Source organism: Mycolicibacterium sp. XJ662 (assembly GCF_053484035.1).
On sequence record NZ_JBEFTL010000001.1, the window covers coordinates 783,253 to 797,268 of the forward strand.

Here is a 14,016-nt window from a genome sequence, read left to right on the forward strand (position 1 = left end):
AGCAACGGGCAGATTTATATAACCAGGTTATATTAACAGGCGGTGGGTGCGGGCTGAAACCCGGCAGTGGGTTGGTCAGGTGATCGCGCCGTCAACCTTCAGTTGGACGAGTTCGTCCCAGCCGTAGCCGAGTTCGAGCAGCACCTGATCGGTGTCGGCGCCCAGTTCGGGGGCCGGGTGCGCGTCGGTTTGACCGCCGTTGAACTGCACCGGCGCCCGGGCCACCGTCACCGCCACGTCGTCGTCAATCTCCATGCGCGTCGCATAGCCGTTGGCCACGACCTGGCCGTCCTGGCGGGTCTCGTCCGGCGACTGGACGATGGCCCAGACCCCCCGTTGGCGGCCGAGCAACTCACGCCACTCAAACGCCGTGCGGGTCGCGAAGATGGAATCAAGCTCTGCGATGCACGCCTTGCTGTTGGCGCGGCGGGCGGCGGCGTCCGCGTAGCGCTCGTCGCCGGCCAGGTCCGGCCGTCCGACCAACTCGACCAGCGGCGCCCAGAAGCGGTCGGACTCCAGCATCACCAGCGCGACGAAGCGGCCGTCGGAGGTTCGGTAGGTATTGCTCAGCGGGTTGTGCGCGGCCTGATGATCCCCGCGCGGCATCGCGTCGATGTCGAACAGTGACGAGGCGGCGATGTGCGGCCCGGTCCCCCACACCGCGGACCCGAGCAGGCTGACGTCGACCACCTGCGGCTCGCCGGTGCGTTCGCGGGCGAACAACGCCGCGGCCACCCCGCCGGCGGCGTAGAGGCCCGACTGCAGATCACCGAACGCCGCGCCGGGCATCGGCGGCGGATAGTCCGCGCCCTCGGGTGTGCTCACGTAGGCCACCCCGCCGCGCGACCAGTACGACGCGAGATCGAACCCGCCGGTGTCGGCTTCCTCACCCTTGGACCCCAAACCGGTTCCGCGTGCGTAGACCAGCCGCGGGTTCACGGCGGTCAGATCGTCGACGTCCACGCGCAGCTTGCGGCGCACCGGCGCGAGATAGTTGGTGAGGAAGACGTCTGCGCTGCCGACCAACCGGTACAGCACATCGCGGCCGCCGGCGGTGGTGAGGTCAATGCCGACGCTGGACTTATTGCGGCTGAACGTCTGGAACATGAAGCTCACCGGTTGTTCACCTGGCGGCGTGAGGGCCGCACTTACCAGCCCCCGCATCGGGTCGCCGTGAGAGGGATGCTCGACCTTGATCACCTCGGCGCCCCAATCGGCGAGGGCGACACCTGCCGAGGGAATGAATCCCCACGTCGCCAACTCGACGACGCGCACGCCGTCCAACACCCCAGGCATAGCGGCTCTCCCCAATCCTTCGGTGGCTTTTGACCAGCCGGCCAAAATAATAGACTAACCAAGTAATATGATTCGCGGTTTCGGGTGCGCCGAGGTGAGGAGTCTGCGATGGGACGGGTCGAGGGCAAGAGGGCATTGGTCACCGGTGCGGCACGGGGCCAGGGCCGTCATCACGCCGTCCGGCTGGCCGAGGAGGGCGCCGACGTGGTCCTCGTCGACATCTGCGCCGACATCCCCGGCGTCGGCTACCCGATGGCCACACCGGAGGACCTCGACGAGACGGTCCGGCTGGTGGAGAAGTTCGATCGTCGCGCGATCGCGTCCGTCGTCGATGTCCGGGACCGGCCGTCGCTGCGACAAGCCATCTCGGCGGCGGTCGACACCCTCGGTGGCCTGGACATCGTGGTGGCCAATGCCGGGATCTGCCCGATCGGTCCCGACTTTCCGGTGACGTCCTTCGCCGATGCGGTCGACGTGGACCTCGTCGGCGTCGTGAACACCGTCCACGCCGCCCTGCCCTTCGTCTCGGCGGGCGGGTCGATCATCGCCACGGGATCGGTGGCCGCCATGCTGCCCAACGCGGTGAACAACCCCGGTAACGGCCCGGGCGGGGCGGGATATGGCCTGGCCAAGCAGTTCATCACCGACTATGTCGTGGTGCTGGCGCGACAGCTTGCGCCGCAAGGGATTCGGGTCAACGCGGTACATCCGACCAACTGCAACACCGACATGCTGCACAGCCCGCCGATGTACAAGGCGTTCCGCAAGGATCTGGCCAAGCCGACGAGAGCCGACGCCGAGGACGCGTTCCCGCACATGCAGGCGATGCCGATCCCCTACGTCGAGCCCGACGACATCGCACACGCCGTCGTCTACCTGGCCTCCGACGAATCCCGATACGTCACCGGCCTGCAACTACCCGTCGACGGTGGCGCCCTGCTCAAGATCTGACGATCTCGGTTCGACGACGGCCGGGTGGGTGCCGTCGGCCACGTCCCGGACCGCGGGCCGATGAGATCGACGCACACGGTGCCATCGTCACCCCGGATTCCGCCACGCTCACGCGCCGCGGCCGGCCTCGGCTTCCTCAGCCCGGGTCAACCCGGCCAGCCCCATGAGGTCTTCGTGGAGTTCGAACCACACCGTGTGGTAGCTGTCGGTGATCGGCTTGGACACGTAGCTGTGGTCGCCCGCGGCCACGGCGTCGGCGGCCTTCACCAGCCGGGTCCGGTAGTGCCCCAGCCGTGGTGCCACCGCGGTGATTCGGTCGAGCAACGGCAGCACCCGCCGGTGCAGGGCTTGGAGGCGGTCGAGCACCTGACCGTCGTACTCCGGGTCGGTGTGGTCGTTGGGCTGCTCGGGACCGCGCGTCTGCCAGTCGGTGACGAGCGCCTTGAGCTCGAAGTTGTGCTCGGTGAAGGCCGCGTAGATCTGTTGCACCGCATCGGCGTCGGCGCCACGTTGTTCTACCACAACAAGTTCGGTGCACCGCTGTCGTCCCGACGGAGTGATCCGGTAACCCATCGGCGTCGACTTGAACAGCTCACGGGACGCGTACTCGTCGAGCTGCGCGCCGACATCGGCGGGGTCGGCGCCAAGGCTGGCGGCGACGGCCTCGGGTGTGACCCGCCCCTTGATCGCGACGAGGCGCAGGATGGTCAGTTCGTCGATCATCGTCATTTCCTTCCCGCCTCGGCCAGCCCGACCGATTCGGCGATTACGTTGCGGTGCAAGTCCGGTGGACCCAGCAGCGTGGCGTTGACCCGGGCCCGCCGCAGATACCAGTGCGCGCGGTGTTCCCAGGTGAAGCCGATACCGCCGTGCACATGGATGCACGACTCGGCGGCAGAGACCGCCGCCCTGGTCGCGACGAGGAAGGCCAGCGCGAGGTCGTCGGAGCCGCCGGTTTCGATGGCCTGCTGTATTGCGGCGTCGGCGAACTCGGTGTCGAGCAGCACCTCAGCGCACCGGTGCTTGATGGCCTGGAAGGATCCGATGGCGGCGCCGAACTGGGTGCGGGTCTTGGCGTATTCGACGGTCATCTCGAGGCATGCCCGCGCGACGCCCAACTGTTCGGCCGCCACGGCGAGCAGCGCCCGGCGATAGGCCACCCGGATGGCGCCCGCAGCCTCGGCCGCCTGCGCCAGCGACCGCGCCGGCGCCTGGTCGAACGTCATCTCGATCAGCCCGCGGCCGGGGTCGAATTCGTCGGCAGCGCTCCGCGTGACCGCTGCCCCGTTGACGACGAAGAGCGCCGCACCGGCGTCGGTGGTCGCAACGGCCAGGACGTCGCCCGCAGCGCCCGACGGCGTGAGGCCCCAGCAGGTGCCGTCGAGCAGCCACCCGCCGTCGGCGCCCGCGGTCGCGACGATGCGCGGCAAGCCCGCCGCGGCGGTGTCCAGACCGGCCAGGGCGACCGCATACCGGCAGTGCGCCAACGCCTTGGCAAGCTCGATGCCATCGGATGTGCCGGCCAGCAGTGTGGCGGCCAACACCGCGCTCTGGAGAAAGGCCGACGGCGCCGCGTGCCTGCCGATCTCCTCGCCGACGAGCACCATCTCCCGCTCACCCATGCCGAGCCCGCCGGCGTCGCCGTCCAGCAGAAGGCCGGACAGGTCCAACTGGTCGACGACGTCGCCACCACCGGCGGTCAACGCCTTCCTGGTCGTCTTTCTGAGGTCCTCGAGCAGGTCCGAACTCACGTCACTTCCCTCCAGCCGTGGCGAAGAAAAGTATAACCAGGTTATGACTTAGTGTTCCGCAGGGACTATTCGATCAGATCGAGCAGCTCCCGGTGGCCCTGGTTCTCGAGCATCTTCTCGGTGGTCTCCTCGAGGTGACGCCGCCACAGCTGCTCGGCGTCGGCCGCCTTGCCGTCCTCCACGAGGCGCACCAGCTTGCGATGCACCCGGTGTGCCAGCTCGGCATCGGTGCGCTTCTGCGCCTCGTCGGCGGCGTGCTGCCAGACGGCTTGGGTATGCGCGGTGGTGATATCGGACATGATGTGGGCGAACAGCGCGAGCGTGTTGCTGCCCGAGAGTTCCACCACCAAAGTGTGGAAGTCGGCGTGCGCCTTGCCCCATCGCCGCGGATCGTTGATCGTGTTCGACTCGAGTTCCAGAGCGTCCCGCAGACGCTGAAGCGTTGTCGGCGTGGCGTTTTCGGTCAACAGTCGAACCGCAGGCGGCTCGATGATGGCCCGCGCACGGAAGACGTCGAACACGGTCGTGTGTCCGTACTGCAGCAGACCGCCCGCTTGGCGTGCGACCGGCTCGGGCCGCGGGGCGTTGACCCGCGCACCGCCCTTGCTGCCGCGCCGAATCGTCAACAACGACTCCGACTGCAGGATCCGGATGGCCTCGCGCAGGACCGGACGCGATACGCCGTACTGGGCGAGCAGCTGCGCTTCGTTGGGCAGGAAATCACCGTCGCGGAACTCGCCGAGGATGATCTTGCGGCGGATGTTGTCGGCTACCAGCTGGCCCGCGGTCGGATGCGTGATGGCTTCGCTGTCGGAATACACCGCACCATTCTGTCACTAAATAGCAATCCTGGTTAGTGTATACCTCCGGCGTGCGCTATGCGCGTCGCAGCAGCACCAGCAGAGTGGGCAAGGGGTGCTCGGCGGCCAGCGCCATCGCCCCGGTGCCCAGCGCGGCCGACATCGTCGAGGGGTCGCGGTGGTCGACCCTCGGTAGGCCCGCAGCCTGCGGAGTGCCGACTTTGTACACGGGGACCGGACTACGCTCGCGCGCCCACTCCAGCAGCTTCGCCATGGCGAGGTCATCGTCTTCGGACGGTGCGATGAGCGGTAGCCGGCCCGCGTACACGTGGCCGGTCACCCCGTCGACGGTGACGTCGGCGCTTGCCAGGTGCAGCAGCGTGCCCTTACCGCAACCGACGACACAGGGGGTGTGCAGCTCACGGCTCACGACGGCGGCGTGCGACGTCGCCCCGCCCAGTTCGGTGATCACCGCGCGCGCGGCGATCATTCCCCCGACGTCGTCGGGGCTGGTGGTTTCGCGCGCCAGCACCACGTCCTCACCGTCGTCGAACGCATCCTCGGCCGACTCACAGTCGACGACCACTCGCCCCGCCCCGACGCCAGGACAGGCCGGAAGTCCGGTGGCCACGATCGTCGCCTCGGCCAGTGCCGACGCCTCGATGACCGGCGTGAGCAGGGTGTCCAGCTGTGCGGGCGTAATGCGGGCCAGCGCCTCGTCGACGCCGATCAGCCCCTCCTGCTGCAAAGCCACCGCAATCGACACGGCCGCGCGGGCGGACCGTTTGGCCGCTCGGGTCTGCAGCAGGTAGAGCTTGCCTGCCTCGACGGTGAATTCGATGTCCTGCACATCGGCACCGTCGCTCTCCAGCCAGGCCGCTGCGTCGAGGAGTTGGGAATGGATCGCGGGATGCGACTGAGCAAGCGCTGTCAGCGGCAGCGGATCGAGCTTGCCGCTGACCACGTCCTCACCCTGACCACCTGGCAGCCATTCGCCGAAGGGCTGGTTCTCCCCGGTCAACGGGTTGCGGCTGAACAGCACCCCGGTGCCGGACTGGTCGTCGAGGTTGCCGAAGACCATGGCCTGCACCGTCACCGAGGTGCCAGCCATCTTGCCGTCCAGTCGGTGGTGGCGCCGGTACGACACCGCCCGGGCGGAGTTCCACGAGTCGAACACCGCGGTCACCGCGGCGCGCAGCTGGGCGAACGGGTCGGCGGGGACGTGCTCGTCGGACGCGCCGACCACGTGGCCGAACAGTTCACGGAACCGCCGATGGGTGTCTTGGGCGAACCGGGCACCGCACCTGCCGGCCAGGATGGATTCGACGTCGTCGTTGATGCCGAGGTTCAGCACCGTGTCCAACATCCCCGGCATGCTGGCCGGCGCTCCGCTGCGCACCGAGACCAGCAGCGGCACCGGTCCGCGCCCGAACGTGTGCTCCGACTCTTGTTCCAGCCAGGCGATCCCCGCCTCGACCTGCGGCCACAGCCGGGCCATCAAATCGTCCGGCGCGTCGAAGTACTGCTTGCACGCATCGACGGTCACGGTGAACGCCGGCGGCGTCGGCAGGCCCGCAGCGCAGATCTTGGACAGCCCGTGCGCCTTGCCCCCGACCAGCATTCGGGAGTAGACGCGGCTGCCGTCGAGGCGGACGACGAGTTGCCCCTCTGCCAATTGGTCGACTTCGACCGAACCCGGAAGGGCAGAAGACGGAGAACTCACAGATACTCCTCGGGACACCATGATATCGGTATCATATAACCAGGTTAGTGATTAAGCTGCCAACTGCCGATCCCCACAGTAGAGAGTGCGATGGACCCACAACCGCCTTCGGTCGAGGCTTTCGTCCAAGAAGCCCGCGCATTCCTCGACGCACACGCCGAGCACCGCCCCGACGGCTTCCCCGATGCGATGTTCGCTCAGTTCCGCGAGATCGCGGCGCCCGAGGCGTTCCGCGACCGGTGTGTGGCCTGGCAGCGGCTGCTCTATGACCACGGTTTTGCGGGCCTGACCTGGCCGCGTGACGTCGGTGGCCGCGCGCTGCCCTCGGCTTTTGCCCTCGCGTGGGCCGACCTCGACGCCGAGTACGACGTGCCACGCGGCCTGTTCGGCGTGACGCTCGAGATGGTCGGTCCCACCCTGCTGGCGGTGGGCACCCCGAAACAGCGCGCCCACTGCGCAGCGATCCTGCGCGGTGAAGAGGTCTGGTGCCAGCTGTTCAGCGAACCGGGCGCGGGCAGCGACCTGGCCGGCGTCGCGACCAGTGCAGTGCGTACCGAGACGGGCTGGCGGATCAACGGTCAGAAGGTGTGGACCTCGGAGGCCCGACACGCCCAATACGGCTACCTGTTGGCGCGTACCGACCCGGCGCAGGCGCGGCACGGGGGCCTGACCGCCTTCGTGGTGGACATGTCGACACCCGGTATCGAGGTCCGCCCGCTCAAACAGATGACCGGGGGCGCCTCCTTCTCGGAGGTCTTTTTCGACGACGCCGACCTGCCCGCCGATGCGGTGCTCGGCGAGGTCGGCGGCGGCTGGTCGGTGGCGATGACGACGCTGGGTTTCGAACGGTTCTCCAGCTTCGGGCGGTCGCTCGGCCGGTTGGTGCGTCAGGCCGCCGACCTCGGCTGGCCCGACGCCACGGCTCGCGAGCGGTTTCTCGACGCCGTGCTCGATCAACGCGGCCTGGCCGCGTTCGAGGCCGGCATCCATCGACGTCTGCTCGCCGGAGAGACGCCGGGCCCGCAGGCCGCGCTGGCCAAACTCGCCACCGGCACCGTGGTGTCCGAACTCGCCGACGCGGTGGCCGACCGGTTGGGTAACGCACTGTCCAAGCCCGGCGCCGGGCTCGACGACTGGCGGTTGGTGGTGCTCTCCGCGCCGGCCTTCCACATCGCAGGCGGCACGGACGAGATAGTCAAGACGATGATCGCCGAGCGCGTGCTCGGCCTGCCGAGGAGCTGAGCCATGTCCGACGACCGCCCGCCGATCATCGACGCCTGGGTACAACCGTGGCTACCGGAGACCGTCGCCAAGATGCCGTCGCGCAACTTCACTTTGGCCGACCGCATGGCGCACGGTGCTCGCCTGCGGGCCGGCATGCCGCTGGAGACGCTCATCGAGGAGATGGACGCCAACGGCGTCAGCCGGGCGTTGTGCTCGGCGGGTCCGCTGATACCGAATGACGATGTCGTGCAGGCGGTCACCCGGTATCCCGATCGGCTGGTCGGCGTCGCCAGCGTCAACCCGTGGTCGGTGGACGGCGTGATGCCCGCCGTGCACGAGTTGCGCCGGCTGGTGTCCGAATACGGCTTCAAGGGGTTGAAACTCGAGCCGTTCATCCTCGACAAGCTGCCCACCGAGGCCCAGTGGTATCCGCTGTACGCGGCCTGCGTCGAGCTCGACATCACGTTGCAGATCCAAGTCGGCGGAACCGGCCCGTCGACCTACACCTCCGAAACCGGCAGGCCGGGTCACATCGATCGGGTCGCGATCGACTTTCCCGAACTGCGCATCGTCGCCGGGCACATCGGCTGGCCGTGGACCGAGGAGATGATCGCGGTGGCCGCCAAGCACCCCAACGTCTACATCGACACCAGCGCGCACCTGCCCAAGTACTACCCCGAAGCGTTCACCCACTTCCTGCGCACCTACGGCCGGCGCAAGTGCATCTGGGCCAGCGACTGGCCGATCCTCACCTTCGAGGCGGCGATGGAGGGCCTGCCGGAGCTGGCGCTCAAACCCGAGGTCGAACGTCTCTTCCGGCACGACAACGCGGTGGAGGCGTTCGCGCTACGCGCGTGAACCTGTGGGCTTGCCTCCAGATGACATCTTTTATATAACCAGGTTAACAATTTGGAGGAGTCTTGCCGGTTCTCGCCACCGACGTCGTTGCCTCGAGCGCGCCCTACCGCCGGGCGCGGACGCGGATGCAGACGTTGCTCGCCGAGGTCACCGACCTGCAGAACCAGGTCGCACAGGGCTCCGACGCATCCGTTCAGCGGCACCGCGACCGGGGAAAGCTGCCGGTGCGCGAACGGATGGCGCTTCTGGTGGACCGGCACGGCTTCATCCTCGAACTGTCTCCGCTGGCCGGTTGGGGCACCACCGATCCACTCGGCGGGGGCCTGGTCACCGCCGTCGCCGAAATCTGCGGCCGCCCGGTCATGGTCATCGGCAACGACCCCACCGTGCGCGGCGGATCGCTTTCGCCGACCTCGATCACCAAGACGTTGCGCGCGATGGACATCGCGGAGACCAACCGCCTTCCCGTCGTCACGCTGGTGGAGTCCGGCGGTGCCGACCTGGACAAGCAGGCCGACATCTTCGTTCCCGGCGGGGAACAGTTCCGTCGGCTCACCGAGTTATCAGCGTCCGGAATCCCCACGGTGTCAATCGTTTTCGGCTCATCAACAGCCGGCGGCGCGTACCTGCCGGGGATGAGCGACTACACCATCTTCGTCAAGGACCGCGGCTATGCGTTTCTCGGCGGCCCGCCACTGGTGAAGATGGCAATCGACGAGGACGTCACCGACCAGGAACTCGGCGGCGCCGACATGCATGCCAGGGTCTCGGGGCTGGCCGATTACCTGGCCGCCGACGAGGCCGATGCGATCCGGCAGGCCCGATCGTTGATCTCCCGGTTCGCCCCCGCGCAATCGGTTCCCGGCGGACCGGCGCCCGTCCACGATCCCGACGAACTGCTCGGCATTGTGCCCGACGATCCCAAGACGCCCTTCGACATCCGTGAGGTCATCGGGCGCATCGTCGACGGCTCGATGTTCGACGAGTTCAAACCGCTCTACGGACCCAACCTGGTGACCGGCTGGGCCGAGTTGAACGGCATGACGATCGGCATCCTGGCCAACAACGGCATCCTGTTCTCCCCCGAATCCCAGAAGGGCGCCCAGTTCATCGAGCTGTGCAACCAGCTGGCCACCCCGATCCTGTTCATCCAGAACATCACTGGCTTCATGGTCGGCACCGCAGCCGAACAGGGCGGCATCATCAAGGACGGGGCCAAGCTGATCAACACGGTGGCCAACTCACGGGTCCCCCACGTCACCCTGATGGTCGGTGTCAGCTACGGCGCGGGTAACTATGCGATGGCCGGCCGCGCCTACCGGCCACGTCTGGTGCTGACCTGGCCCACCCATCGCATCGCGGTGATGGGCGGCAGACAACTGGCCGGGGTGATGTCGATCGTGCGCCGGCGCTCGGCGACCTCGCGCAACCTCGACTTCGACGACGCGGCCGATACCGCGCAGCGCGTCGAAGACGAGGAACGCATCGAATCCGAGTCCACCGCGCTGTACGCCACCGGCCGGGTCTGGGACGACGGCATCATCGACCCCCGGCACAGCCGCGCGGCGCTGACCGTCGCGTTCGCCATGTCCCGCCACGACGAGCCCGCGGGCACCCGCCCGCCGGGCGGCTTCGGCGTCTTCCGGTTTTAGCGAGGAATCCCGTGCATCGTTTGTTGATCGCCAACCGAAGCGAAGTGGCGAGCCGAGTGGCGCGCGCGGCACGATCCCGCGGCGTCCGCACGGTGGGGGTGTATAGCGACGTCGACGCCGGACTGCCCTACCTCGACGACGTCGACGAGGCGGTTCGGCTGCCCGGCCAATCCGCCGCCGACACCTACTTGAACATCGCCGCGGTGCTGGAGGCCGCGCACCGCACGAAATGCGATGCGGTACACCCCGGTTACGGGTTTCTTGCCGAAAGTGCCGAGTTCGCCGAGGCTGTCGCTGCGGCGGGCCTGATCTTCGTGGGGCCACCTGCCGAGTGCGTCGCGGCGATGGGATCCAAAGTGCGGGCCAAAGAACTGGCGCGCAGGGCCTCGGTGCCGGTGCTTCCTGACGCAGTGATCGGCGGCCAGGACGTGGACCTGTCGGGGCTGGCCGACCGAGTCGGCTATCCCCTGCTGGTCAAGGCCAGCGCGGGTGGTGGCGGGCGCGGCATCCGGCTCGTCGAGCAAGCAGCCGACCTGTCCACCGCGGTGGCCTCGGCCCAGCGTGAGGCGAAGGCGTCGTTTGGTGACGAAACGGTGTTTCTCGAACGCTTTCTCGCGGGTCCCCGCCACATCGAAGTTCAGGTCTTCGGCGACACCCACGGCAACGTCGTTCATCTCGGCGATCGCGAATGCTCGGTGCAGCGCAGGCATCAAAAGCTGATCGAGGAGTGTCCGGCCACGCTGGTCGACTCCGGGTTGCGCTCCGCAATGGCGGTGGCTGCCGTGCGTCTCGCCGAGGAGATCGGCTACGTCGGCGCGGGCACCTGCGAATTCCTGGTCCAGGGCGACGAGTTCTTCTTCCTGGAGATGAACACCCGGCTCCAGGTCGAACACACGGTCACCGAGGAGGTCACCGGCATCGACCTGGTGGCACTGCAACTCGAAATCGCTTCAGGTTCCCGGCTACCCGTCACGCAGTCCGAGATCACCTTCACCGGACACGCCGTTCAGGCCCGGGTATGCGCCGAAGACCCGCACGCCGGGTGGCTGCCGAGCTCCGGGTACGTGCGCCGGTACTGGCATCCTGACGACGACGGCGTCCGTTACGAGGACGGGATCTGTTCCGGCGTGGACATCAGCCCGCACTATGACTCGATGATCACCAAGGTCATCGCGCGCGGGACCTCCCGGAGCAGGGCCATCCGAACCCTCGGCGACGCATTGGCCACCCTGCAACTGCACGGCCCGGCCACCAATATCGCTGTGCTGCAGCGGATTCTCACGGACGGCGAGTACGAAGGCGGCGACGTGACGGTGAACTGGCTGGAACAGCGCGCCGATCTGGTTGCGACGACGCCACTTCCGGTGCACGCGGTGGCCGCGGTCGTCGCTGCCGCCGTCGACAGCGCGGAAACCGTGTGGCCGCTCTTGCCGGCGTGGTCGAACGCGCCGCGCCCGCCGGTGCAGTGGACGCTGGTGGACGAGCAGGGCGTCCGTTGCGAACTTTCGTACCGGCCGCCCGCCGCTGCCGGCCGGCCGTTCGAGCTGTTTCAGGTCGATGACGACGACTTCACGGTCCGCTCCCTGGCTCGGGACGGAAGCCGCCTGCGCATCGAGGTCGACGGCGTCACCCGGATGTTGCAGGTGAGCACGGCCGGTGAGCTCGCTTCGGACGCGGGCTCGCGAGTCTGGGTCAACGGCGGCGCCGGGCAGGTCGCGATGACGGTCGCGCCACGCTTCACCGTCTCGAGTATCGACAGCATCGTCGGCGGACCCACCTCGCCGATGCCCGGAACCGTCCAGTCCGTGTATGTCTCGGTTGGCCAGCAGGTTTCGGCCGGAGACCGGCTGGTCGTGGTGGAGGCCATGAAGATGGAACACGTCATCCACGCGTCGGCCGACGCCGTGGTAACGAAGGTGCTCGTCGAAGCCGGCCAGGCCGTTGCCGGCGGCAGCCTTCTGGTCGAACTCGAGGACCTTCCGTGACCCGCCCGGTCCGAATCGCCAACTGCTCAGGTTTCTTTGGCGACCGAATCGGCGCGGCGGCGCAACTGCTCGACGGGCCCGACCCGATCGATGTGCTCACCGGCGACTGGCTCGCCGAGCTGACGATGTCCATACTCGCCAAGAGCCGCGGACGCGGCCGCGCCGGCTACGCCACCACGTTCATCACCCAGCTCGAACAGGTCCTCCGCCGATGTCATGAGCGCGGCGTCAAGGTGGTGTCCAACGCCGGTGGTATTGACCCGCAGGGCTGCGCCGACAAGGTGCGTCAGATCGCCGACCGGCTGGGCATCGCCGTCTCCGTGGCCGTCGTCACCGGCGACGACCTAACCGGCCGGCTCGACGAATTACGTTCGGCGGGGGAGGTATTGCGGCACCTCGACACCGGGGAGCCCTGGTCGGGACACAGTGACGACGTGGTCGCCGCGAACGCCTACCTCGGCGGCCACGCCATCACCGCCGGGTTGCGCGCGGGCGCCGACATCGTGATCACCGGACGGGTCGCAGACGCCGCCGTCGTGTCGGCTGCTGCCGCGTGGTGGCACGGCTGGGGTGCCGACGACTTCGACGCCCTGGCCGGCGCCACTGTCGCGGGCCACACCATCGAGTGCGGCACCCAGGCCACCGGCGGCAACTTCGCATTCTTCGGTGACGTTGCCGACCTCACCGAACCCGGCTTCCCGATCGCGGAAATCGCTTCGGACGGAAGCAGTGTCATCACCAAACAACCGGGAACCGGCGGTGCGGTGACTGAGGATACGGTGACCGCTCAACTGCTGTACGAGATAGCAGGGCCCCGGTACGCCGTCCCCGATGTGGTAGCACGTTTCGACACCGTGCGGTTGCACCAGTGCGCACCCGACCGGGTGCAGATCTGCGCGACGCGCGGGGAACCCGCCCCCGCCATGGCGAAGGCGCTGCTGACCTATCCGGGCGGCTTCCGGAACTCGATGACGCTGGCTGTCACCGGCGCCAACCGTCGCGCCAAGGCGGAGTTGGCCGAACGCGCCGTGTGGGCACAGGTTCGCGGGGGCCGTGGGAGGTTCACCGAGTCGATGGTCGAAGTCATTGGCGCAAAACTGGATTCGGACGCCGTCGATGACCAGAGCTATCTGCGTATCTCGGTGGCCGATCCAGACGCTGCGACCGTCGGCCGCGAGTTCTCGTCAGCGGTGGTGGCCACCGCGCTCGGCAGCTTTCCAGGCCTGTATCTGACGACGCCGCCGGGACCGGCAGCCGAGTTCATGGTCGGATGGCCCACCCTGATCGATGCGTCGCACCTGCGGCCGCGGGTCCACGTCGAAGAACGCGAAGTCGATGTGGCCACCCCCACCCGGACCCGGATGGTCGCCGCCGACGTGGCGCGGGTAGCGGCCAACGACAAGGACTTCCGCGAAAGCGCACTCACGACTGTCCACATCGGCGTTTACGTGGGCGCGCGTTCGGGCGACAAAGGCGGCAACGCCAACCTGGGCCTGTGGGTACGGGACGAACGTGACATGCCGTTGCTCGAATACCTGACCGATCCGGACCGGCTCACCACACTGCTGCCCGAACTCGCGGCCCACGAGATCCGCGTCTACCCGTTGCCCAACCTGCTGGCGTTCAACGTCGTCATCGTCGGGCTGCTCGGCACCGGAGTCGCGGCATCGCTGCGCGAAGACCCTCAGGCCAAGAGCCTGGGCGAACGATTCCGAGCGGTCCGCGCCCGGGTGCCCAGCACCCTGGTGCCACAACTCGTCGCAACGGAGGCCTGAC

At 68.0% G+C, this 14,016-nt stretch carries 11 protein-coding genes; 6 read left to right on the plus strand and 5 right to left on the minus strand.

What is annotated here, in order from left to right; genetic code table 11:
• Positions 1-75: 75 nt before the first annotated feature.
• Positions 76-1,296 carry a CaiB/BaiF CoA transferase family protein gene (locus tag ABQE93_RS03590; protein WP_448405892.1) on the minus strand — a complete coding sequence of 407 codons (1,221 nt, stop codon included), beginning with the start codon at positions 1,294-1,296 and terminating at the stop codon, positions 76-78.
• Between the two features lie 108 nt (positions 1,297-1,404).
• On the opposite strand from ABQE93_RS03590, the gene ABQE93_RS03595 reads away from it, so the two are divergent.
• Positions 1,405-2,247 (plus strand): mycofactocin-coupled SDR family oxidoreductase, encoded by an 843-nt coding sequence (locus ABQE93_RS03595; protein ID WP_448405893.1) that lies wholly within the window; start codon positions 1,405-1,407, stop codon positions 2,245-2,247.
• 108 nt (positions 2,248-2,355) lie between these two features.
• On the opposite strand, the gene ABQE93_RS03600 is transcribed toward ABQE93_RS03595, so the two are convergent.
• The 4 genes from ABQE93_RS03600 to ABQE93_RS03615 all read right to left on the minus strand — a co-directional run bounded on the left by ABQE93_RS03600 (position 2,356) and on the right by ABQE93_RS03615 (position 6,542).
• Complete coding sequence (locus ABQE93_RS03600) at positions 2,356-2,970, minus strand: MarR family transcriptional regulator (protein WP_448405894.1); 615 nt, start codon at positions 2,968-2,970, stop codon at positions 2,356-2,358.
• 2 nt (positions 2,971-2,972) lie between these two features.
• Positions 2,973-3,998 (minus strand): acyl-CoA dehydrogenase family protein, encoded by a 1,026-nt coding sequence (locus ABQE93_RS03605; RefSeq protein WP_448405895.1) that lies wholly within the window; start codon positions 3,996-3,998, stop codon positions 2,973-2,975.
• Between the two features lie 65 nt (positions 3,999-4,063).
• The gene (locus tag ABQE93_RS03610; protein WP_448405896.1) at positions 4,064-4,819 is read right to left on the minus strand and encodes a FadR/GntR family transcriptional regulator; all 756 of its coding nucleotides are present in this window, start codon (positions 4,817-4,819) and stop codon (positions 4,064-4,066) included.
• 55 nt (positions 4,820-4,874) lie between these two features.
• Entirely contained in the window at positions 4,875-6,542 is a 1,668-nt protein-coding gene (locus ABQE93_RS03615) for a pyruvate, phosphate dikinase (protein WP_448405897.1), read from the minus strand.
• 69 nt (positions 6,543-6,611) lie between these two features.
• Here ABQE93_RS03615 and ABQE93_RS03620 point away from each other — a divergent pair, with 69 nt between their 5' ends.
• From ABQE93_RS03620 to ABQE93_RS03640, 5 genes are all read left to right on the plus strand, one after another.
• Positions 6,612-7,763, plus strand: a complete 1,152-nt coding sequence (locus ABQE93_RS03620) for an acyl-CoA dehydrogenase family protein (protein ID WP_448405898.1) — start codon at positions 6,612-6,614, stop codon at positions 7,761-7,763.
• A 3-nt stretch (positions 7,764-7,766) separates the two neighbouring features.
• Positions 7,767-8,603, plus strand: a complete 837-nt coding sequence (locus ABQE93_RS03625) for an amidohydrolase family protein (RefSeq protein ID WP_448405900.1) — start codon at positions 7,767-7,769, stop codon at positions 8,601-8,603.
• A 62-nt stretch (positions 8,604-8,665) separates the two neighbouring features.
• A complete protein-coding gene (locus ABQE93_RS03630) occupies positions 8,666-10,255 on the plus strand; it encodes an acyl-CoA carboxylase subunit beta (RefSeq protein ID WP_448405901.1) in 1,590 nt (529 codons plus the stop codon).
• Between the two features lie 11 nt (positions 10,256-10,266).
• Positions 10,267-12,240 carry an acetyl/propionyl/methylcrotonyl-CoA carboxylase subunit alpha gene (locus ABQE93_RS03635; RefSeq protein ID WP_448405902.1) on the plus strand — a complete coding sequence of 658 codons (1,974 nt, stop codon included), beginning with the start codon at positions 10,267-10,269 and terminating at the stop codon, positions 12,238-12,240.
• Complete coding sequence (locus ABQE93_RS03640) at positions 12,237-14,015, plus strand: acyclic terpene utilization AtuA family protein (protein WP_448405903.1); 1,779 nt, start codon at positions 12,237-12,239, stop codon at positions 14,013-14,015. Before ABQE93_RS03635 ends, ABQE93_RS03640 begins: the two co-directional genes overlap by 4 nt.
• The last annotated feature ends 1 nt before the right edge of the window (position 14,016 follow it).